General features: G+C 44.3%; 20 protein-coding genes, 1 pseudogene and 1 riboswitch. Of the genes and pseudogenes, 16 read left to right on the forward strand and 5 right to left on the reverse strand.

Annotated features, from left to right (window positions below; translation table 11 throughout):
* Positions 1-49: 49 nt before the first annotated feature.
* On the reverse strand, positions 50-709 hold the full coding sequence (locus L0992_23590) for a flagellar brake protein (GenBank protein XGB69361.1): 660 nt from the start codon (positions 707-709) through the stop codon (positions 50-52).
* A 194-nt stretch (positions 710-903) separates the two neighbouring features.
* Between L0992_23590 and L0992_23595 the strand changes: the two genes are divergently transcribed.
* On the forward strand, positions 904-1,254 hold the full coding sequence (locus L0992_23595; protein XGB69362.1) for a HopJ type III effector protein: 351 nt from the start codon (positions 904-906) through the stop codon (positions 1,252-1,254).
* Positions 1,255-1,367: 113 nt separating this feature from the next.
* On the opposite strand, the gene L0992_23600 is transcribed toward L0992_23595, so the two are convergent.
* Positions 1,368-1,676 carry a DUF1289 domain-containing protein gene (locus L0992_23600; protein ID XGB69363.1) on the reverse strand — a complete coding sequence of 103 codons (309 nt, stop codon included), beginning with the start codon at positions 1,674-1,676 and terminating at the stop codon, positions 1,368-1,370.
* Between the two features lie 159 nt (positions 1,677-1,835).
* Between L0992_23600 and yegD the strand changes: the two genes are divergently transcribed.
* From yegD to L0992_23620, 4 genes are all read left to right on the forward strand, one after another.
* Entirely contained in the window at positions 1,836-3,188 is a 1,353-nt protein-coding gene (gene yegD, locus L0992_23605; GenBank protein XGB69364.1) for a molecular chaperone, read from the forward strand.
* Positions 3,189-3,727: 539 nt separating this feature from the next.
* Positions 3,728-4,783, forward strand: coding sequence for a porin (locus L0992_23610; GenBank protein ID XGB69365.1), 1,056 nt, complete (start codon positions 3,728-3,730; stop codon positions 4,781-4,783).
* Positions 4,784-5,125: 342 nt separating this feature from the next.
* Positions 5,126-5,758: a fumarylacetoacetate hydrolase family protein gene (locus L0992_23615; protein XGB69366.1), complete on the forward strand. Its 633-nt coding sequence runs from the start codon at positions 5,126-5,128 to the stop codon at positions 5,756-5,758.
* 150 nt (positions 5,759-5,908) lie between these two features.
* Positions 5,909-6,541, forward strand: coding sequence for a LysE family translocator (locus tag L0992_23620; protein ID XGB69367.1), 633 nt, complete (start codon positions 5,909-5,911; stop codon positions 6,539-6,541).
* Between the two features lie 108 nt (positions 6,542-6,649).
* Here L0992_23620 and L0992_23625 read toward each other — a convergent pair whose 3' ends face one another.
* Positions 6,650-8,356, reverse strand: a complete 1,707-nt coding sequence (locus L0992_23625; GenBank protein XGB69368.1) for a phospho-sugar mutase — start codon at positions 8,354-8,356, stop codon at positions 6,650-6,652.
* Positions 8,357-8,858: 502 nt separating this feature from the next.
* On the opposite strand from L0992_23625, the gene coxB reads away from it, so the two are divergent.
* The 4 genes from coxB to L0992_23645 are packed head-to-tail and all read left to right on the forward strand — an operon-like array spanning position 8,859 to position 13,297.
* A complete protein-coding gene (gene coxB / locus L0992_23630; protein XGB69369.1) occupies positions 8,859-10,076 on the forward strand; it encodes a cytochrome c oxidase subunit II in 1,218 nt (405 codons plus the stop codon).
* On the forward strand, positions 10,073-11,734 hold the full coding sequence (gene ctaD / locus L0992_23635; protein ID XGB69370.1) for a cytochrome c oxidase subunit I: 1,662 nt from the start codon (positions 10,073-10,075) through the stop codon (positions 11,732-11,734). Before coxB ends, ctaD begins: the two co-directional genes overlap by 4 nt.
* A gap of 10 nt (positions 11,735-11,744) precedes the next feature.
* Positions 11,745-12,374: a cytochrome c oxidase assembly protein gene (locus L0992_23640; protein ID XGB69371.1), complete on the forward strand. Its 630-nt coding sequence runs from the start codon at positions 11,745-11,747 to the stop codon at positions 12,372-12,374.
* A 38-nt stretch (positions 12,375-12,412) separates the two neighbouring features.
* Positions 12,413-13,297, forward strand: coding sequence for a cytochrome c oxidase subunit 3 (locus L0992_23645; GenBank protein XGB69372.1), 885 nt, complete (start codon positions 12,413-12,415; stop codon positions 13,295-13,297).
* A 36-nt stretch (positions 13,298-13,333) separates the two neighbouring features.
* On the opposite strand, the gene L0992_23650 is transcribed toward L0992_23645, so the two are convergent.
* Complete coding sequence (locus L0992_23650) at positions 13,334-13,564, reverse strand: DUF2909 domain-containing protein (GenBank protein XGB69373.1); 231 nt, start codon at positions 13,562-13,564, stop codon at positions 13,334-13,336.
* Between L0992_23650 and L0992_23655 the strand changes: the two genes are divergently transcribed.
* The 4 genes from L0992_23655 to cyoE all read left to right on the forward strand — a co-directional run bounded on the left by L0992_23655 (position 13,476) and on the right by cyoE (position 17,102).
* Positions 13,476-14,375: an SURF1 family protein gene (locus L0992_23655; GenBank protein ID XGB69374.1), complete on the forward strand. Its 900-nt coding sequence runs from the start codon at positions 13,476-13,478 to the stop codon at positions 14,373-14,375. The genes L0992_23650 and L0992_23655 overlap by 89 nt on opposite strands.
* Before the next feature lie 59 nt (positions 14,376-14,434).
* Positions 14,435-15,043, forward strand: a complete 609-nt coding sequence (locus L0992_23660) for a hypothetical protein (protein XGB69375.1) — start codon at positions 14,435-14,437, stop codon at positions 15,041-15,043.
* A gap of 75 nt (positions 15,044-15,118) precedes the next feature.
* The gene (locus L0992_23665) at positions 15,119-16,174 is read left to right on the forward strand and encodes a COX15/CtaA family protein (protein XGB69376.1); all 1,056 of its coding nucleotides are present in this window, start codon (positions 15,119-15,121) and stop codon (positions 16,172-16,174) included.
* Entirely contained in the window at positions 16,164-17,102 is a 939-nt protein-coding gene (gene cyoE / locus L0992_23670; GenBank protein ID XGB69377.1) for a heme o synthase, read from the forward strand. Before L0992_23665 ends, cyoE begins: the two co-directional genes overlap by 11 nt.
* A gap of 110 nt (positions 17,103-17,212) precedes the next feature.
* Here cyoE and gbpA read toward each other — a convergent pair whose 3' ends face one another.
* Complete coding sequence (gbpA, locus tag L0992_23675) at positions 17,213-18,679, reverse strand: N-acetylglucosamine-binding protein GbpA (GenBank protein ID XGB69378.1); 1,467 nt, start codon at positions 18,677-18,679, stop codon at positions 17,213-17,215.
* Positions 18,680-18,751: 72 nt separating this feature from the next.
* Positions 18,752-18,841, reverse strand: a riboswitch (cyclic di-GMP riboswitch).
* Positions 18,842-19,164: 323 nt separating this feature from the next.
* Between gbpA and L0992_23680 the strand changes: the two genes are divergently transcribed.
* The 3 genes and pseudogenes from L0992_23680 (at position 19,165) to L0992_23690 (ending at position 20,516) form a co-directional block, all read left to right on the forward strand.
* Positions 19,165-19,518 (forward strand): XRE family transcriptional regulator, encoded by a 354-nt coding sequence (locus L0992_23680; GenBank protein ID XGB69379.1) that lies wholly within the window; start codon positions 19,165-19,167, stop codon positions 19,516-19,518.
* A gap of 99 nt (positions 19,519-19,617) precedes the next feature.
* Positions 19,618-20,288 (forward strand): annotated as a pseudogene (locus tag L0992_23685) (DUF3313 domain-containing protein).
* 12 nt (positions 20,289-20,300) lie between these two features.
* A complete protein-coding gene (locus L0992_23690; protein XGB69380.1) occupies positions 20,301-20,516 on the forward strand; it encodes a DUF3820 family protein in 216 nt (71 codons plus the stop codon).
* The last annotated feature ends 280 nt before the right edge of the window (positions 20,517-20,796 follow it).

Here is a 20,796-nt window from a genome sequence, read left to right on the forward strand (position 1 = left end):
CTGAAGTCGTGCTTTAGCGAGGTAGTGTTTCGAAGCAGAAGTTTAAAGCCTAAATAGAGCCAGCTACAAAAGCTTGCTCTAAAAGCAGTGTTTTTAACTCATCACTCATATCTAAGTGCTCTGGGAATTGGATGCCTAATAGCCAACCTTGTCCTTGCCTTTTCTTACTTACTACTTTGTAAACTAGGTCGTCATCTAAGTGCTCGTTTAAGAGTGAATTGACCTTTATTTTCCAGCCTACGTCGATGTCTGATTGCTGCGTAAGATAGATCCCGCAACCTGACACTGAAAAATCAACCAGAGTTGCATCTAATGACAGGGTGTCAAAGGTCACTTCACAGTTGAGTCGTACCCTGTATCTTTCGTGTTCACGGATCGGTTTAGTGGCAAAGTTAGAAGGTGGGCGCAGGAAGATAAGATGCGCAGGGGAGGTGATATGAGCCAATACATTGGTCTTGAATGCGACGATGTGACCAAGCTCAGTATCGGTAATGGCACGAACAATAATATCGACATTGATGAGCTTTCTGAGTGTCAGTGCTTCGGTCGCTTTTTGTGACAGCTCAAGGATAAGGTACTGATCTTGTTTGTGTCCGATATAGAGCGTACTGATCTGGATTGAATCGTCTGGGCCAAATTCCAATACACCTGCTGTTTTTGTACCTGGCTTTAGGTATCTGAACAGTTCTAAGTTTTTATCTTTATGCATATTCGTTACTGAACAATGTTAACCATCTGATAAAATAATATAACGTCCTGATAAAGCTATGTCATTAGTTTCATTGAAGTAATTATACTAGCAAGGCTAAAAAATGAATCGCTTAGCCAACTAAACAACGGCTTACTCTTATCGAAAAAAAAGATACACTGCTGTACGTTACTTACTTGATGGAGAAATAGTAAATGGAACTGGAAACCCTGTTAAACACGTTGGCTGATGCCCCGGAAAGCGTGCAATTTGAAGACACAATGCAAGTGATAGAAGCACACTATGACTTTTCAGAGTGTGGATTTCGCAACGGTGATGTTGTGAATACTGCTGGTCAGAATAACGGTTCGTGTAAGATTTTTGCTTTTGGTTTAGAGCAAGGCCTTTCAGCGGAGCAGACATTGGCTTGCTTTGGCCAGTATTACCGCAATGACGTATTAGGTTTTCCTGAGAATACCGACCATCAAAATATTCGTAACTTCATGACTCACGGTTGGAGTGGCGTAGAGTTTTCTCAGCCTGCATTGGTTTTAAAGGCTAAGTAAATTGGTTTAAAAACGAAGTAAACACTCACTAGCAATAAGTACTTTGAAGCGAGAAAATCATATCTCGCTTCTTTAGCTGCACAAGAACAGCTGTACAAGAACAGGCGTGCGAATTACTGAATCGGCAGCTCAGACAGGCACTTACGACACATGCAAACGCCAGCTTTTGGAACGTTACTCGTATCGCGCTTCTCTAATTCAAAACACCAACACGTTTCTTTACCAGCGCTGATATCGCATTGAGCGGGTTCATTACATTGTGGACATTGGTGAGTGGAACTCGCGCCACTGACGTTATCCATAACTGAATCCCTTTCGCTCTCAGATAAGCCTTTCCAACCTATAATTTCATCCATTGTGCGAAAGCAGCCGCTACACATACCGCCATTATTTTTACAAGCCGCTCGGCAAGGTGTTTTCATCTATCTGACCCGTGATTTATTTGGGCTGAAATGTAGCATATTTGTTTCCTTTTTAAGAGTCACCTAGTCAAAAAATGACAGAGTAAAATCGACAAATGACCTCGTAATTTCAAGGCTTTTCATGTAGCATCTCGCCCCTTTTGTTGCGTGGGGGATATTATGTTTATTGGATTTGATTATGGAACAGCGAACTGTTCTGTCGCGGCGGTGGTTAATGGAGAACCAAGCCTGTTACCACTAGAAGGTAACAACCACTATATTCCCTCCACTGTGTTTGCTCCTACTCGTGAGAGTGTGTCTGAGCATCTATTTCGCCATTTAAACATCAAGCCGAGTGATGCGGTTGGTGAGCAAGTGTTACGACGTGCGATTGCATTGAACCGAGAAGAGAGTATCGACCTAGTGCCGGAAGATATGGCATTTGGTCAGGCGGCATTAGACCTATATTTAGAAGACCCTCGTGACGTTTATTACGTTAAGTCTCCCAAGTCTTTCCTTGGTGCAAGTGGTTTGCACGATGTTCAGGTCAGCTTTTTTGAAGATTTGGTGTGTGCCATGATGGCCAATATTAAGCACCAAGCCGAGCGCACGACTCAAGAACAGATTAAACAAGCGGTTATTGGCCGACCAATTAACTTTCATGGCCGAGGTGGTGAAGAGGCAAACAGACAAGCTGAAGACATCCTTACTCGCGCTGCTAAGCGTGCTGGTTTCCTTGATATCGCCTTTCAATTTGAGCCAGTAGCTGCCGGTCTAGATTACGAAAGCACCTTAACTGAAAATCAAACGGTATTGGTGGTCGATATTGGTGGTGGTACGACCGACTGTTCACTGTTAGAAATGGGGCCTAGTTGGTCTGGTCAAGCAGATCGCACTCAGAGCTTACTGGCACACAGCGGGCAAAGGGTAGGGGGTAATGACCTCGATATCTATCTAGCGTTCAAACAATTGATGTCACCTTTCGGTATGGGTAGTAAAGGGGTCTCTGGTATTGATATGCCATTGACTCAATTCTGGAACCCGATTGCGATTAACAATGTAGAAGCTCAGAAGAACTTCTATTCTCGTGAAAACCTTGCAGCGTTGAAGTTACTTCGTAAAGAAGCGTCAGAACCTCAAAAGTTAGATCGCTTGATGAAGGTTTATCACGACACTTTAGGCTACGGTATTGTACGCCGTGCGGAAGAAGCCAAGATTGCGCTAGCAGAATCTGCTCAATATCGAACAGCGATTAATGTTGCTTCTGAGTTGGTTGAGGTGGATATCTCTGTTGAACAGATGATAGATGCAATCGAAACGCCAAAGTCTAAGATGATAGAGTTGGTGAAAGAAGCGATACAACAGGGTCAGAAAAAGCCAGATGTCATCTACATGACAGGTGGTTCAGCTCGTTCGCCAATACTGCGCGAAGCGGTACAACAAGCTGTGCCAAATGTTCCTATTGTGAGTGGTAATTACTTTGGTTCTGTAACCGCGGGCCTAGCTCGTTGGGCTGAGGTTTGTTTTAAATAACAGCTTGATTCGTTTAGCTCCGATAGGGATATTACGCACTTAGAAAAATGATAAATAGGGTAATTGGTCTTCGACTGATTGCCCTTTTTTGTGTCTAACGCTCCAGCTTGATATCAGTGGTCTATCCATATATTAGTGAGTTCAGCTTTGACTTCGCTAGTAAGCTTTGTTTTGAAAGTTTTCTAGTAGATTCTAAATGTTACAGAATGTTTCAGTGCCGAATTTTTCCTATTCATGGACGGTTCACTCTTTCTTTTCTTTGATTTTAAATGCTTTTTTAGTGATTTAAAAACCAAAAAACCGCTTTGAGTAATATAAATAAAACACAAGTATTTTCTTGTTATTGTGTTTTATTTTGTTGTTTTTAAAGTGATTTTTGTTTTTTATAGTATTGTTGTTTTTATTTTATATATTTTAATGCAACTTTTTTGTCATTCATCGATTAGTGTTTGCCTACTTGTTAAATGCAGGTAACAACTTCTTCGTAAGCACGAGGTTGTTAGTGAATAACTCACCCAGTTACATAATGGACATGACAAATGAATAAGAAACTTTTAGCGCTAGCAATTTCTGGTGCAGTATTTGGTACACAGGCAGTTGCAGTAGAACTTTACAACGAAGACGGTACAACATTCTCAGTTGGCGGCCACGTTTCAGTTGCAGTTGGTGATGTAAACAGCGACGATCGTCAAAACAGCGATGACATCGGTGTAGAAACTGTTTCTCCACGTATCAACTTCGGTGCAACTCACGAACTTGGTAACGGCTTTACTGCTGATGCTAAAGGTGAATGGGCGCTAAACATGCTAGACGGCGGTGATGAGTCATTCACTACTCGTCTTGGTTACGTTGGCCTTTCTCACGATGATTACGGTCGTGCAGCTGTTGGTACTCAATGGGCACCTTACTACAACGTTGCTGGTGTTGCCGATATGCCAATCGCTTTCGCGAATGACTTCATCTACGAAGATCACGGTAACCTAGGTACTGGTCGTGGTGAAGAGATGGTAAGCTACGCTAATGCTATCGATTTCGGTAACGCGGGCTCTCTAGGTCTTGGTGTTGCATGGCAAGGTCGTAAGGTTGAAAGCACTGGTCTGTTAACTCAAAATGAATATGGCAACCGTGGTCAAATCGCTTTGAACTACTCTATTGCCGACTTCACAGCAAACTACGCGTACAATGGCGGTGATGTAAACTACTCGGGTGTTTCTGGCTCTAAGACTGCTGACTCTCACGTAGTAAGTGCAACTTACGGTTCATATGGTTCAGAAGGTCTTTTCCTTGCTGGTGTATACGCAATGAACAACTACATGAACTCAGGTAACGGCCAGATTCTTGAAGAGTCAGTTGCAGTTGAATTGCTTGCATCTTACGCGCTTTCTAACAGCCTTAACCTAAGCGTTAACTACGAAGCTGTAGAAGATGATAAGAAGAGCGAAACAGTATTCTCTACAACAGCTCTACAAGCTGAATACAACTTCACATCTCAGTTCGTAGGCTTCGCTGGTTACCAATTCGACCTACAAGGTTCTGGTGAGTACAAAGAGAAAGCTGACGACCAATGGCTACTTGGTGCTCGTTACTACCTATAAGTCGCAGACTGATTTAGCATAGTGTTTACTCCTTAGGTTTACCTTTTAGGATACTGTCCTAGACACCATGCTAAGCCCTCTCAAGCCTTTTGGTTTGAGAGGGCTTCTTTCGTTCTATACGTACTGTTTTAGCTTTTCCTTCATGTTCCCCTGCTATTCATTTTGTCTACTTAGCTATGGCTCTTGTCATCAGTTCTTATATGTCGCGATCTTCGGATAAAAGTATTTAAATCATTTAATTGAGCTAAAGATCAGAATTTAGATATTGGTAACCATCTTGTCGAAGACTCTCATTTTGTGATGCGGTAAACTCTGCATTCCAAAAATAGTCAGGGACAAACTATGAGCAGCGTTGTAGATCCGGAACAATTGATGAATTCGAAACGCACCGCGACACCAACCAAAGTGTTGTGTGTTGGGCGTAACTATGTTGATCACATTGAAGAACTTAACAACGCGATCCCGGACTCGATGGTGGTGTTCAATAAACCAAGTACCAGCGTGACTTCCTCTCTTTCTTCATTCCATCAAGAAGCACTACATTACGAAGCTGAAATCTGCTTTATCGTTGAAAATGGCCAATACTCAGCCGTGGGCTTAGGGTTAGATCTCACCAAGCGTGAGTTGCAAAGTAGCTTAAAAGCGAAAGGCTTACCTTGGGAACGCGCTAAGGCATTTGATGGTTCTGCCGTGTTTAGTCGCTTTGTTCCAACTGATAAATTAGACCTTGAAGACTTGAATCTAGAACTGTTTATTAACTGTGTTCGTGTTCAGAAAGGACATGTTGAGCAGATGCTTTACTCTCCACAAACTATCCTAGAAGAGCTGTCTTCTTATACCACCTTGCTCGATGGCGATGTTGTGATGACGGGCACTCCAAAAGGTGTTGGTGCTGTACACAGAGGCGATATCTTCCTTGGTCGCCTAAAGTGTGGCGATACGACATTGATTGAGATCGAGTGGGTAGCAAGTTAGTTAGCCTTTTCAATTAAGTTAATAAATTGGCTTTGTTGTTTAATATTAGTTTTTAATTCGAGTAAATAAACGTCGAACAACTGATTGCATCTGGAAGGGTGTTGGTAATTGATATAAAATCCGCCTCCGTTTTTATTAATACTGAAACCCATGATCGACTTAACCATTTTACCTGTCTACCTGACTGCTGTTGTTGCACTTCTCCTTTTGCCTGGTCCTGATATGTTACTCATCGCGAGCTCAAGCATGAGCTATGGCCGTAAGGTTGGTGTGTTTGCAAGCCTAGGTAATGCGACTTCTGGAATCATTCTGACGGTATTAGCGGCTATGGGTGTATCAGCGTTGATCGCAATGAGCCCAATAGCGCTTAAAGCTCTCCATTTGTTAGGCGGCGCGTACTTGTTGAAGATGGGGTGGGATTGCCTGCGAACAGAGCAGGGTAATGCGCCGGAGTTAAACGATAACTTTGCTGCAAAAGCCTATTATCAACGAGCGCTGATCAGCAACTTGCTTAACCCTAAAGCCCTAGTGTTCTTCGTGATGTTTTTACCTCAGTTTGTATCGACGAATATTGAAGCGACTTCGGGCGAGCAAATGTTAGTGCTTGGTTTACTGCTGAATGTCTTAGGTTTAACGTTCAATTTCCTACTGGTAGCACTGGTGGGTACGATTGGTAAATCTCTGGTAGAAAATGCTAAGTTTCGCTCTTATCAGCAGAAAGTGATGGGCGGTGTATTCATCGTATTGGCGGTTTGGATGTTGTCTTCATTCTTTACTTCGTAAAAGTTCCAAATCGAACGTATTATCGCGCGGTGAGATGACGATAGAAAAATGGACGCTAAGAGCGTCCATTTTTTGTTTTTAGCCGTTATATATTGAACATACCAGTCGTTAAGAATTCAGCTCTTGTTGGTGTTGTTCGATAAGTTTATCCATGTACTCTTCACCACGTAGACGAGTGTCTTCGTACGTTTCTGTTCCTTCGAATTTTGTCACCGTCTCATAGTAAACCTTAACTTTAGGTTCTGTTCCGGAAGGGCGGACGATAATGCGCGAGCCGTCTTCGAGGTGATAGATGAGAACGTCACTTGCGGGTAGGTTAATCGCTTCAGTATTCCCACCAATAACAAAACGTAACGATGATTGCAGATCTTCAATCACTGATATCGCGACACCATTGATTGCTTTGGGTTGTGCTGACCTAAGTTTAGAGCCAATCGATGGTGAATCTGGGTCAAGCGCGATACTGCGTTGTGCGTTGGTATGAACGCCATGTTCCAATGATATCTGAGCAAGAAGATCCCAGACCGTTCGACCTTGAGATTTCAACTCTTCAACCAATTGGGCAAACACGACAATCGCAGACAGTCCATCCTTATCTCGAACCTGAGTACCAATCGTATAGCCTAGCGCTTCTTCATAGGCGAATAAGAACTCATTGTTTTCGTCTTCTAATTGCATGCCGATGTTGGCTAACCATTTAAAGCCTGTCAGTGTTTGGAAATAGGTAGCACCATGGGCATTCGCCACTTTTTCAAGCAGCGTTGATGAGACGATACTATTACCCACCAACTGATTTTTAGTGTGTGGCTTTGACAACAAGTAGTGCGCGAACAACACTCCCACTTGGTCACCCGTCAGCATTTTGTACGAGTCATCTTCAGTTCTAACCGCAACCGCGAATCGGTCTGCATCAGGATCGTTGGCACAAGCTATGTCTGCATCGACACTTTTTGCTAGGTTGACCACAAGGTCCATTGCCCCTTTCTCTTCCGGGTTAGGGAAGTTGACAGTCGGGAAATTACCATCGGGCTCTCTTTGTTCTGCAACGCTGAATACCTTATGGAAACCAGAATCATGGAGAAGATCTTCAGCCATTTGTGCGCCTACACCATGCATGGCGGTGTAGGTGATGGTAGTGTTCGCCGATTCAATATCTTTACTCACATACGGACTTTGGTTGATCGCAGCGCGATACGTTTGGTAATAGCCCTCAGTTAACCACACTAACTTGCCTTGTGCTTCCGCGTCACTCAAGCTCAGTAAAGGAATTGGCTTGGTCGATGCGATATCGATTTCAGAGGCAATGCCAGCATCATGCGGTGGAATGATTTGAGCACCATTCTCCCAGTACACTTTGAAACCATTGTATTCCGGCGGATTATGGCTAGCAGTTACCACAACGGCTGCGGCTGCGTTGAAATGTTCAATACCGAACGCAACGATAGGGGTTGCTGCGACATTCGAGGTTAAGTAAACCTTAATCCCCAAAGCCGTGAGTACAGAAGCGGTATCAATAGCGAATTGCTTTGAATCTAAGCGGCCGTCATAGCCCACAACAACACCACGAATCTTGGCATTTGCAACGTGCTCTATCAGATAGTGACCAAGCCCAGTCGCGGTTTCTTGTATCACTAAGCGATTCATTCTATTTGGACCGCATCCCACTTTGCCACGAAGACCTGCTGTTCCGAACTCTAATCGCTGCGTAAAGCGATCTTCTAATTCGTCGTGCATTCCTTCATCGATGAGGTGTTGAAGCTCTTCACGAGTTCTCGGGTCTGGGTCTCTCGCTAACCAATTCATTGCATCTTGCATAATCACTAAACCTTTTAATGTCTGTATGACTTACTGTTGATTTAACTTAAGTGATATTGATTATCATTTCTACGAAGGCAATCGTAAAACTCGATATAAAATAAATTCCAACGGCAAGAGGGCATGTAGCTTAGTCACTTCAAATAATTGACTGTTTAGTAAGTAAACTTACCTTGAACAATTGGATATCACTAACTAGCCTTTTACATAAATATAACAAAATTTAACAAATTCGCCGTTTTTGAATCTTTCATGGAAACCTCCAACGCTTTTGAGCCGTATTGGCTCATAGGAAGATATGAGGTTGATAGTGCTTTAAAGCTGTCTCCATGTGAGTTGTAGATTGAGATTCAGCCTTTTCATGTGTAGTCGGGATAACAATGAATGTTGTCCGGCTCTTAATGACATGTAGCTTGTAATGAAACTTAGCTCACAACGAAATATGGCTCGTAACGACATTTAGGTCGCAAGTATCCAATTAGGAAGGATAAGGAGAGATCTTTTGAAAAGATTACTGGTTAGGCTAGCGTGGCTTTTGAAGAGTTTTGTTGTGGTTTTAGTGTCGCCTTTAGTGCATGCAAGTAGTGAGTACAACATGACAAGAGGCGTGACTGAGATCAGCGGTGAGGTTTATGAACTTCATATGCTTATCTTCTACATCTGCTGTGCAATCGCCTTCGTCGTTTTTGGGGTGATGTTCTATTCGATTCTGAGGCACAGAAAGTCGAAGGGCGCGGTGGCGGCTCATTTTCACGAAAGCACCAAAGTCGAAATCCTCTGGACCATCATTCCTATTATTATCCTCATCGCAATGGCGATACCCGCGACCAAAACCTTGATAGCGATGGAAGACACTTCTCAATCTGAACTCACCGTTAAAATTACTGGCTCACAATGGAAATGGCATTACAGCTATTTTGGCGAAGATGTTGAGTTCTTCAGCTTGCTGGCGACCAGTGACAAAGAAATCGAAGGCATCGAAGTGAAAGGCGCGCATTACCTACTAGAGGTTGATAAGCCACTCGTCCTTCCTATTGATAGAAAAGTTCGCTTCTTGATGACCTCTGACGATGTGATTCACTCTTGGTGGGTTCCGGCCTTTGCCGTTAAAAAAGATACCATTCCGGGCTTCATTAACGAAGCTTGGACAAAAATCGATGAGCCCGGAGTGTATCGTGGCCAGTGTGCTGAACTGTGTGGCCGAGCGCATGGCTTTATGCCGATCGTAGTACATGCCATGGAAGAAGATGAGTTTGATGCATGGTTAGCAGAACAGAAAGAGTTAACGATTGCCGCACAGCAAGCGGCTCAAGATGCATTAGATGCGTCACTTTCTTTAGATGAATTGAATACTATTGGTGAAGAGGTTTACAAAACTCGATGCGCGGTTTGTCACCAAGCAAACGGTGAAGGTATTCCCGGTGCATTCCCAGCGATTAAAGGTAGCCCGGTTGCTCTTGGGAATGTGGATGTGCATATCGATACCATTGTTTATGGGCGTGGAGGCACGGCGATGCAAGCCTTCGATAACCAGTTAACCGAGAAAGAGATCGCAGCGGTCGTCACTTACCAAAGAAACGCTTGGGGTAATGACACGGGCGATATTGTTCAGGCTTCAGATATTAACGCTTACAAAGTTAAACAAGAGGGCGGAGCCCAAGCACCCGACGAACAGGGCTCAACGGATGAAGCACAAAGTGATGCTAAGGAGCAGCTATGAGTTCACCAATTGATAAGCCGGTGAAATCGGCGCCTGCAGAAGATCAGGCCTTGAGCCATTCTGTGGAAGGTACATTGGATAGCAATGACCTACCTCTGGATGATCACGACTCTCACGCCGCTCCAAAAGGGTGGGCGCGTTGGCTGTATTCAACCAATCACAAAGACATCGGTACATTATATCTGTGGTTCAGTTTCGCTATGTTCTTAACCGGTGGTGCGATGGCAATGGTGATCCGTGCTGAGTTGTTTCAACCGGGTTTGCAGCTTGTTGAACCAGACTTCTTTAACCAAATGACCACAGTGCACGGCTTGATCATGGTGTTCGGTGCGGTAATGCCTGCATTCACGGGGCTCGCCAACTGGATGATCCCGATGATGATCGGGGCTCCCGATATGGCGCTGCCACGAATGAACAACCTCAGTTTCTGGATTCTGCCCTTTGCTTTCTTAATCTTAATTGGTTCTCTGTTTACTGAGGGAGGCGGCCCGAGTTTTGGTTGGACATTCTACGCGCCGCTCTCAACGACTTACGGTCCTGATAGCACGGCACTGTTTGTGTTCTCTGTCCATATTATGGGGATCAGTTCGATCATGGGGGCGATCAACGTCATTGTGACCATCGTGAACATGCGAGCACCGGGTATGACTTGGTTCAAACTGCCTATGTTCGTGTGGACTTGGTTGATTACCGCTTTCTTGCTGATAGCCGTGATGCCGGTTCTCGCCGGAGCGGTGACCATGGTATTGACCGATAAATACTTTGGAACAAGCTTCTTTGATGCGGCAGGTGGTGGTGATCCCGTCATGTTCCAACACATATTTTGGTTCTTTGGACACCCCGAAGTGTACATCATGATTCTACCGTCGTTTGGTATCGTCTCTGCCATCATCCCAGCCTTTAGTGGCAAGCGCTTGTTTGGTTACCATTCGATGGTGTACGCGACCTGTAGTATCGCCATCTTGTCCTTCCTAGTTTGGGCACACCATATGTTCACTACGGGGATGCCTGTATTTGCTGAATTGTTCTTCATGTATTGCACCATGTTGATAGCGGTGCCGACGGGAGTGAAAGTCTTTAACTGGGTCGCAACCATGTGGCGAGGTGCATTGACCTTCGAAACCCCGATGCTATTCACCATCGCCTTTATCGTTCTGTTCACGATAGGTGGCTTGTCTGGATTGATGCTCGCCATTGTTCCTGCTGATTTCCAATATCATGACACCTATTTTGTGGTGGCTCATTTTCACTATGTTCTGGTGACTGGTGCGGTGTTCTCGATAATGGCTGCGGCCTATTACTGGCTGCCTAAGTGGACTGGGCACATGTACGACCACAAGCTCAGTTTGTGGCATTTCTGGACATCTGTCATATCAGTCAATGTGCTTTTCTTCCCTATGCACTTTTTAGGTTTGGCGGGCATGCCACGTCGTATTCCAGACTACGCTATTCAGTTCGCTGATGTTAACCAAGTGGTGTCGATAGGTGGCTTCGCCTTTGGTTTATCGCAACTCATCTTCTTGTGGCTCGTCATCAAGTGTGTGAAAGGCGGTGAGCCAGCATCGAGTAAGCCATGGGAACGAGCTGAAGGGCTGGAGTGGACGGTACCAAGTCCAGCACCTCATCACACCTTTACTCATCCACCTAAGATCGATTAGGGGGTGAGCTATGAGTGATAAGCAAAACAATCCAAATCAAGATGAAATACAACCCAAGCGGTCAACCAAGAAGCGATCAACTAAAAAGCTGACGGGCTACTTGGTATTGAGTGTGGTGGCGATGTTTGGTTTCGGTTTCGCTTTGGTCCCGCTCTACGATGTGATGTGCGAGGCTTTGGGAATCAACGGCAAAACCAATACGGTTTCTGCGGTTCAACCTCAGGGGATGCAACCTGATTACTCTCGGACGATTCGGGTGGAGTTCATGTCTCATATTAAGCCAGATATGCCATGGACGTTTTCGCCAGAAGTGCGTGTATTGGAAGTTCATCCTGGCGAGGTGGTGCAAACCAATTACATCGCGAAGAATCTATCTGCGAGTTCATTGACTGGTCAAGCTGTGCCATCGGTGTCTCCGGGAATGGGAGCGACCTACTTCAACAAGATGGAATGCTTTTGCTTTAATCAGCAGCCACTTGATGGGTTCAAGAGCGCGGAAATGGGTTTGATATTTTACATTGAGCCAGATATTCCACAGTCGATACACACGCTGACGCTCTCTTATACGTTATTCAATATCACGAGTGAGGTGGTTGGGAGAGTAAACGAACCTGAGCCAAACGTACTCGCGAGTAATTAGGAAATTACAGAACCAGAATCAACAAAAGGAGTTGAGCGATGAGTTCTAAAAAGGAAGTGTATTTCGTTCCACATCAAAGCCATTGGCCGCTCGTTGGTGCCGTTGCTCTATTTCTTGTTGCGGTCGGAGCAGGGTTAACCGTGCAAAACATGGGGACTGATGCTGCTGGTGGCGTGTTCGGCAAAGCCGTGCTGTTAGTCGGTTTTGCTGTTCTTCTGTATATGCTCGCGGGTTGGTTTAGTAACGTGATCACAGAATCATTGAGTGGTGTTTACTCCGAGCAAATATCTCGCTCTTTTAGGCAAGGCATGAGCTGGTTTATCTTCTCTGAAATCATGTTTTTTGGTGCTTTCTTTGGTGCGCTTTTCTATGCTCGCATGATATCTGTCCCTTGGATTGGCGGGGCGGGCAACAATGAAATGACTCATGAAGTGCTGTGGCCGATGTTTCAATCGATGTGGCCGCTGACCACGACACCTGATGGTGTGACGACGCAAGCGATGCCTTGGCAAGGTATTCCACTCAAGAACACCATTATCTTACTGCTTTCATCCGTAACGCTGCACATGGCGCACCTAAGCCTTGAACAAAACAAGCGCATGGCATTAATCGTTTGGTTAGAAATTACGATTGTTCTGGCTGCTTTTTTCTTGTTTTTCCAAGTCGAAGAGTACGTTCACGCTTATCAAGAGATGGGGCTGACCCTTCAATCGGGTATCTATGGCAACACCTTCTTCTTATTGACCGGTTTCCATGGTTTGCATGTCTGCTTGGGGACGATCTTTTTGATTGTGTTACTGGCAAGGGTTGCGAAAGACCATTTTACGCCAAAAGACCACTTTGCGTTCCAAGCCGGCAGTTGGTACTGGCACTTTGTTGATGTGGTTTGGTTAGGGCTGTTTGTGTTCGTCTATGTCCTCTAACGACACAGACCGCATTAGCTGTCGGGCTTATAGGGCTTAATAAGGGCGAGGGTTAGGTGTGATAACTCCGGTTCCTAAAGCCAGTAACAACATTAGCACGACAACGGCTGACCACATGACTCGACGCCCTAGGAAGTGACTCAACCTTTTGCCATTGTGGTTGCCAGAAGCGATTTGGATGAGGCCTTTCATTAAGTTGAAGGCGATGAAAAACAGTAGAGCAACTAATACAACTTTGAATAACAAGATAAAGGTGGATGACGCCATAGTGATAACTCCAAACGGTTTGAATCATGATGAACGAACGTTGCGCAGTAAAGGTTTTTGGGTTGCGGTTGTTTTAACTTTGGTTTCAGTCGGCATTTTAATCAAGTTGGGTTTATGGCAGTTAGACAGAGGTAACGAGAAATTACGCTACGAGCAACAGTTATCGCAGAGAGCAACGCAGTCCTCTAGGCCTCTAGATGTAGTGATATCTGAATGGCGAGATAAAAGCATTCGAACTCAGCCGTCATTGAATCCTTCAACCTTAAATGGTTTAAAAGCTGACGTTCAATTAGTGAAAACAAGTGGTTTGGTGTTCTTGTTAGACAATCAAATCAACCAAGGAACCGTTGGGTATGTGATTTACATGCTGGGTGAGGTTCTAACACAAGGTGGAAGAAAACAACTGTTGATCGATCTTGGGTTCGTTGCTGCGAGTAATGATAGAAGAGAGCTTCCACAAATTGGACACATCACGTTACCAACCAAGATGTCTGGGCGTTTGTACACACGTTCAGTTAATCCGTTAAGTCAGGAGCTTGGGTTAGAAAAGACAACACCAGCAAGAATTCAAAACATCAATATAGAGGCGTTATCACAATACACAGGCCAAGAGGTATTGCCGTTTATCTTTCAACCTCAGAGTTTAGATTTATGGCCTTATGAAATGTTATGGCGCCCTACGGCGATGAAGTCTGAGAAGCACTTTGGTTACTCATTTCAATGGTTCGTTATGGCCGTGGTACTGCTCTCGCTGATGTTATTGATTGGCTACCGACACTTAAAGAAACATAGTCACATTAATAAGAAGTAAATACTCGGAATGACATAAATACAGATAGCGAACGGCAGCGCTTAATACAGGGAATCAAAATGGATAAGTCTCAAGTACAAATGAACAAGGAAAGTACCGATGCTAACTTGGCTGCGTTTAAACAGCGTCGCTCGCGTGGTCGCCTTGTATTAGTCGGACTGATTCTGATCTTCGCCTTACCTGCCATTATCGCTAAAACCGTGTTGGAGCAAAATTGGTACACATCTGGTGTGACAAACACGGGGGAGTTGGTTGAGCCAAGAGTGACGTTACAGGATTTTGGATTGACGGCTCCGGTGGAAGGAGAAGGATGGTTGGTGGGTTACATTGCGCCAACAGAATGCGATAGCTTGTGTGAACAACAGCTACATTACTTGAATCAAAGCTATTTAGCGTTAGGGAAAAATAAGGAACGAGTGACAGCGGTGGTTTTTGTCTCTGAAGGGGATGCGCTACCAGGAGCATTTAATAAACCTGATTTGTTGTTTCTATCGGGTGGAGATCAGTTGAGCACCAAGTTCGCGCCGGCTTCCATTGTTATCATTGATCCTCTTGGGCAACTCGTTATGGAATACAAAAGTGTTTCAGAACCGTCGCAGTTAGTCGGGCAATCTAAAGGCATGATTCATGATCTCAGAAAGCTTCTTAAACTTTCGCGCGTTGGGTAGCTGATAGAGCATTCGTGTTTGACCGTAGCGATTGAACTCTATTAGGGACAGGGAATAAATATAGGGAGATAAACGATGCAGAACAAAGCCCCTGATTTACTCATGCTCGTGATGCGAGTGACTATCTTACTGACGCTTACCGTGATTGTGCTCGGTGCTTATACTCGTTTGTCTGATGCTGGTCTTGGTTGCCCTGATTGGCCTGGGTGTTATGGGAAAGTCACCGTTCCTTCTGATGCACAATCAGTGAATCAAGCCAATCTCCAATTTCCTGAACGCGCTCTTGAAGCAGATAAAGCATGGATAGAGATGATACATCGCTACTTCGCGGGTTCATTAGGGCTTCTTATCTTTGTTGTGGTTGCTTGGTGTATTAAGAAGAACATCACCTCTGATGGACTACCGTTACTTATATCGGCAACCGTGATTTTTCAGGCTTTATTAGGCATGTGGACTGTGACACTCAAGCTGATGCCTGTCGTGGTGATGGCGCACTTGATGGGTGGTTTTACTCTGTTGTCTCTACTGTGTCTACTCTACTGTCGTCTCTCTAATTTTCAAACTCGATTTGGCGAAACCTCTTATGCGCCTCAGCTTAAATTCTGGGCCTCGTTGGGGTTAGTGATTGTGGTAGGGCAGATATTGCTTGGCGGGTGGACCTCATCAAACTATGCCGCGTTGGTGTGCACCCAGTTACCAATTTGTGAGGGGAACTGGACTAGCTACCTAGACTTTAAAAACGCGTTCGACTTTGCACAGCACGGCCATGATAACTATGAGTTCGGTGTATTGGAGTATCCCGCAAGGCTCACAATACATGTCATGCACAGGTTTGGCGCTATTGTGGCAACGTTGACGGTGCTAATGGTCGTGTATCAGTTGTGGAAGTTTGGTCAAACACCACACCAAAAGCTGAGCTTGATTGTCGCAATAGTGTTGGTTACTCAAATCAGCCTTGGAATCAGCAATGTGTGGTTTCACCTGCCAATCTCAGTCGCGGTTTTACATAATCTAGTCGCGGCGATGCTACTTATCAGTATGGTTGTAACCAACTTTGTCGTGTGGCAGCGCAAACCGAGTGAGAGCTTGGTGAAGAACAGTGTATTACAAGGAGGTAATCATGGTCAGTAGAGTTTCAACACAGCATGAAGTGGCGGTTCAAGCCCCAGTTTCAAGTAATGAAATGGCTGCAAAAAACAAAGCTGCTTGGAAGGTTTATTTAACACTGACCAAGCCTAAAGTGGTTGCTTTGATGTTGCTAACGGCATTAGTCGGAATGTGTTTGGCCGTGCCCAATGGATTACCTTTGCAGCAAGCGTTGTTCGGAATGATCGGGATAGGGTTAATGGCCGGTTCGGCAGCTGCATTTAATCATTTGATCGACAAGAAGATCGACGGGCAGATGTCTCGAACTAATCGACGTCCTTTACCATCAGGGGAGCTCAGTAGCGTACGAGTGTTCAGTTTTGCCGCGGGCATTGGCTTGCTTGGCTTCGTCACCTTAGTGATGTTGGTAAACCCACTGACCGCTTGGCTAACCTTTGCGAGCTTATTGAGCTATGCGGTTATCTATACCATGTACTTGAAGCGAGCGACGCCGCAGAACATTGTGATAGCCGGAATAGCTGGAGCAATGCCTCCGTTATTGGGCTGGACAGCTGTCACTAATGAGTTACATTCAAGCGCATGGTTGTTGGTGATGATCATTTTTATCTGGACACCTCCACACTTTTGGGCACTTGCGATTCATCGTCGTGACGAGTACGCCAAAGTGGATATTCCGATGCTGCCTGTTACTCATGGGATAGCCTACACCAAGACTTCAATTTTGCTTTATACACTGTTGTTAAGCATCGTATGTGTGCTTCCAGTATTAGTTGGGATGAGCAGTTGGATATACCTGAGCGCGTCTTTGGTGCTAAACGGTGGGTTTGTTTATCACGCGTGGGTTCTTAAATATCGTGATGAGCCCAACATGGCGATGAAGACATTCAAGTTCTCCATTTATCATTTGATGCTCTTGTTTGTGGCCTTGTTGGCAGATCATTATGTACTTTGATAACTGACGTTTCAGATGGCACTGAGTAAAAAAACGGATGCGCTAGGCATCCGTTTTTGTTTGGTTGATTACTCACTCTTATCTATTAAGAGTCAGTTTCTAGTGATCAATTAGTCCACTTTGTTCCAAGCATCTTGCCAGTGTGAACCTACACCTGGTTCGTACTGAGTTGCTGTTGGTGCCCATTGAACACAGTAGCCAGAGTATGGGAACTCTTTACACTGATAAACGCTACCATCGCTGCTTAGTACTGTTGTACCGGCTGTGTAAGACTCAATGCTTTCAGGGAATACGAAATCGTAATCGCCCGCTGGTGGAGGTGTTTGCTCATCCATCAGATGGAAATCAAGCGTGTTCTGATCCACTAAGTTACCTTGGTCATCTTTCGTCACAACCACAAGCATGTGGTGGCCAGCTTCAGATTTAGACAAAGTCAGTTGAACATCTTCAACTTGTCCGTCTACCAATTCAGATTTTTGAGAGGCAAGCGCTTCACGATGATGGTTGTACACAGTCAATTCAGCTTGAATATCGCCTGTTGCTGCAAGAGTCAGATCAAGCTGTGTTGGCTGGTTTTCATCAATAATGTACTCAGACTCTAAACCTGTTACTTCTAGCTCATGGTCTGGTTCTGGAGTATCAATCTTGTAACCGATCTCTACGCTGTTAAAGCCTGAACCTGATTTTAAGTAAATAGGGTTCGAACCGTATACAGGAGCGAAATCGCCTTGGCCGTTTAATTGACCTGCTTTGATTTGCGTCTGCTCTTGGTTGATCTTAGAGGCAAGTGCGTAAGACCAGTTGTTTGCTTTGCCTTGTTCGTTGCTTTCAATCACTAGCTCAGTGCTGTATGAAGCGTTTTCACCAGATTGGTCGAAGACACGAGTGTAAACCGCATCACCAACGTTCAGATCTTGAGTTGGGTTAATATGACCGCCTTGATCCCAATCCGGAATGATAGGGCCGTCGCCATCAAATTTTACATCGATAACGTTGTAGAAAGCTGCAGCAGTGTCACCCACATCCCATACAGCAAGGATCACTTGATAGCCTTCGCGTTCTGGAACGTTACACAAGTGGCTTACTTGCATCGGTGGCTGTTCCATATTGCCTTCAACAACACAGAATGGCGTTAAATCAAAAGAACTGCGTGCCAAAGGTTGGTTTGGGTTCCAGTCAGGTTGTGTGATGTAGTATTTCCAATCGTGGGTTTTGTGGTTCGCTGTGAATGTCCACTCAAAGTATTGAGAACCAGACTTGATAGGGCGTTTAACCCAGCGGTCTGCGGTTTGTTCGTCTAGCGCAGCCGCTAAAGAAGATTGCGCACTAGCGATTTTTCCATCGACAGGGCCGACTTCAGGGAAACCTTCAGGGCCTTCCACACTTTGTGGTTCGTATTGGATACCTCCACAGTCGGTGTTTTTCTGTTGTGTGTCACTCGCAGGGAACTTACATAGGGCGACACGGCTCTCAGCGACACCATTATCGTATGCCGAAACATAACCATGACCGAAGCTTGCACCGCTTACGCTAAGTAGCGACAGCGCGATGAGTGATTTTTTTGGGAGTTGTTTCATTATTTGTCCTTACTGTATTTGGCCGACAAAAAAGAGAACACTCCGGCATGCATGTGCACTTAAATCCTATTAAGTGGCAGCTCCGCTATCATAGACAGAATATTTGTCGACAGACCGGTGGCTTTGCGTCCTATTCTTTCAAATAGTTTGCCAGAAGTGCGTTTAAGCAAACGGAATGTAGCCAACCAGTTTTATAAATGCGAATCAATAGATTGAAATGTGGAATGCTAATCTCGAACTTTTAATTCTTAATACAAATTAACTTGCTATATGTTTCGTTAGTTAACGTATAAATTATTGATATAAATAAAGAAAGTATTTGCTCTAATTGTTTTTGTGAATGCTTTTGGGTTTTTGTGTTCTGCTCTGTACAACAATTGCACTCATATCAAAACCAAACCTTTGGTTTCCACTAACCGAGCCCTGACATGTCGTGTATGAAAAAACGGACAATTGATTGGTATGAATTATATAAAGGAGTCGGTATGGAATTCACAGAACAAGACAGAGATGCGTTGTATCAAACGTGGATGTCACAAAAATCGCGAATGCGAATTACGCAGATGGAGTTTTCAAAAAAGCTAGGAATGAACCAGCTTGATTTCTCACGAGTGTTAAGAGGGGAGACGCCATTGACCATGTCTTTCATCAGTCACTTTTGCCGTTTACTTCATTTAGAACCTAGAAATGTGTTTCCTTCACTTAAAGAAGGCTATGAATCTGGGCCTAAAGTGGTTTATTTAAAAAGTAGAATGAGTGTTGATGGCGAGATTCAAAACGCTTATATCGAAGGAAATCAGGTGATTGTAGAGTATGCTCACACTGTGCAGCATGACTAATTTTAGAGCTAGCTCTGAGTTTTAACCCCTTTTTCTACAATCTTTCCACATAGGGTATGGCATACTTAGTTAGATTCTTCTTTTTAATGTAAGTGCGCTATGAAACCTTTAAAACTTCTCTTGCTTGTTGCAACCAGCATTTTTTGTTTGGTTGTGCAGGCGGTCCAATTAAAACCGCAACCAAATTCACCAGTTATGAAGATTTTCAGCCAGGTCCTGACGGTGGTGTTGACTTAGTTTGGGCTAGAATCGGCCTGCGTGATGCACAACGTTTGAAATCTAAGTTAGACGATTATGATTCTGTGGTGATTGACCAGATCTTTGTGCTTGCAGAAGAAGGTTCGCTCGATCAGGAAGAGATTCAAGAGCTGACTGATCACATGGTTGCACGCTTGGAAGAGAAAATATCGCCTCATAAAACAATTGTCGACGAACCCACGGGTAAGACGTTGCGACTAAGTATCGCGTTAAGTAATGTTGAAACGCCAAATCCTATCTTAGCAGTTACCAGTAGTGTCTTACCTTTTGGGCTTGCCATGTCGACCATCTCCAAAGTAGCGACAGGTGAGCACACCAATGTTGGTAGCGCTAGTGTTGAGCTTTTAGTGAGTGATGCTCAAGATGGTACACCACTGTTCGCAGCTATCGACCGCGAAGCCGGGAACAAAGACTTTTCGACCATGATTGATTCCCTAGATGATGCCAAAGACGCAATCAACTATTGGGTTGAACGTTTAGGTGATACTCTACAGAACATCGATGACGCATAGAAAGAGCCTGTAATGCTAGAAAAAGAGAACCTCATCAAACTTGCCAGAATGCAGATGCCTTTTGGCAAATACGCTGGTCGTACATTGATCGATTTACCTGAAGAATATTTGCTGTGGTTTGATAAAAAAGGATTTCCGTCTGGTGAACTGGGTGACCTATTAAAGCTGTGCCTTGCTTTGAAAATCGAAGGGCTTGATAGTGTCGTCAAGCCATTGAAAAGAGTGTAATTAAATTAAAGCTCACGCTAATCACGTGAGCTTTTTTGTTTTCAGTTTCCGCATTGGATTAGAGGTATAGGACAATTCGCACAACATAGAATCTTATCCTGCCTTAAATTGCGCAATCGATAACGTGTAAATAATGTTATACGGGGTGTTTTAAATATAAAACACAAAAAAAATTGCGTTTTTTTTAAATTAGTGATTGAAACTAGAGTTTTTACTAGTTAAGTTACAGGGAACAAGAAGATATGTGCTGATGGAAAGTTACGTGAGATAACGTACATTC

This window comes from Vibrio pomeroyi (genome assembly GCA_041879425.1).
GTDB classification, from domain to species: Bacteria; Pseudomonadota; Gammaproteobacteria; order Enterobacterales; family Vibrionaceae; genus Vibrio; species Vibrio pomeroyi_A.

Bases quoted from the DNA above. Each gene is read 5' to 3' on its own strand.
- L0992_23615 (XGB69366.1), top strand. From the start codon at position 5,126: ATGAGCAGCGTTGTAGATCCGGAACAATTGATGAATTCGAAACGCACC.
- L0992_23610 (XGB69365.1), top strand. From the start codon at position 3,728: ATGAATAAGAAACTTTTAGCGCTAGCAATTTCTGGTGCAGTATTTGGT.
- ctaD (XGB69370.1), top strand. From the start codon at position 10,073: ATGAGTTCACCAATTGATAAGCCGGTGAAATCGGCGCCTGCAGAAGAT.
- L0992_23595 (XGB69362.1), top strand. From the start codon at position 904: ATGGAACTGGAAACCCTGTTAAACACGTTGGCTGATGCCCCGGAAAGC.
- L0992_23660 (XGB69375.1), top strand. From the start codon at position 14,435: ATGGATAAGTCTCAAGTACAAATGAACAAGGAAAGTACCGATGCTAAC.
- L0992_23680 (XGB69379.1), top strand. From the start codon at position 19,165: ATGGAATTCACAGAACAAGACAGAGATGCGTTGTATCAAACGTGGATG.
- L0992_23665 (XGB69376.1), top strand. From the start codon at position 15,119: ATGCAGAACAAAGCCCCTGATTTACTCATGCTCGTGATGCGAGTGACT.
- L0992_23620 (XGB69367.1), top strand. From the start codon at position 5,909: ATGATCGACTTAACCATTTTACCTGTCTACCTGACTGCTGTTGTTGCA.
- L0992_23625 (XGB69368.1), bottom strand. From the start codon at position 8,356: ATGCAAGATGCAATGAATTGGTTAGCGAGAGACCCAGACCCGAGAACT.
- L0992_23650 (XGB69373.1), bottom strand. From the start codon at position 13,564: ATGGCGTCATCCACCTTTATCTTGTTATTCAAAGTTGTATTAGTTGCT.
- cyoE (XGB69377.1), top strand. From the start codon at position 16,164: ATGGTCAGTAGAGTTTCAACACAGCATGAAGTGGCGGTTCAAGCCCCA.
- L0992_23640 (XGB69371.1), top strand. From the start codon at position 11,745: ATGAGTGATAAGCAAAACAATCCAAATCAAGATGAAATACAACCCAAG.
- L0992_23690 (XGB69380.1), top strand. From the start codon at position 20,301: ATGCTAGAAAAAGAGAACCTCATCAAACTTGCCAGAATGCAGATGCCT.
- L0992_23655 (XGB69374.1), top strand. From the start codon at position 13,476: ATGAGGCCTTTCATTAAGTTGAAGGCGATGAAAAACAGTAGAGCAACT.
- L0992_23590 (XGB69361.1), bottom strand. From the start codon at position 709: ATGCATAAAGATAAAAACTTAGAACTGTTCAGATACCTAAAGCCAGGT.
- L0992_23645 (XGB69372.1), top strand. From the start codon at position 12,413: ATGAGTTCTAAAAAGGAAGTGTATTTCGTTCCACATCAAAGCCATTGG.
- L0992_23600 (XGB69363.1), bottom strand. From the start codon at position 1,676: ATGAAAACACCTTGCCGAGCGGCTTGTAAAAATAATGGCGGTATGTGT.
- yegD (XGB69364.1), top strand. From the start codon at position 1,836: ATGTTTATTGGATTTGATTATGGAACAGCGAACTGTTCTGTCGCGGCG.
- gbpA (XGB69378.1), bottom strand. From the start codon at position 18,679: ATGAAACAACTCCCAAAAAAATCACTCATCGCGCTGTCGCTACTTAGC.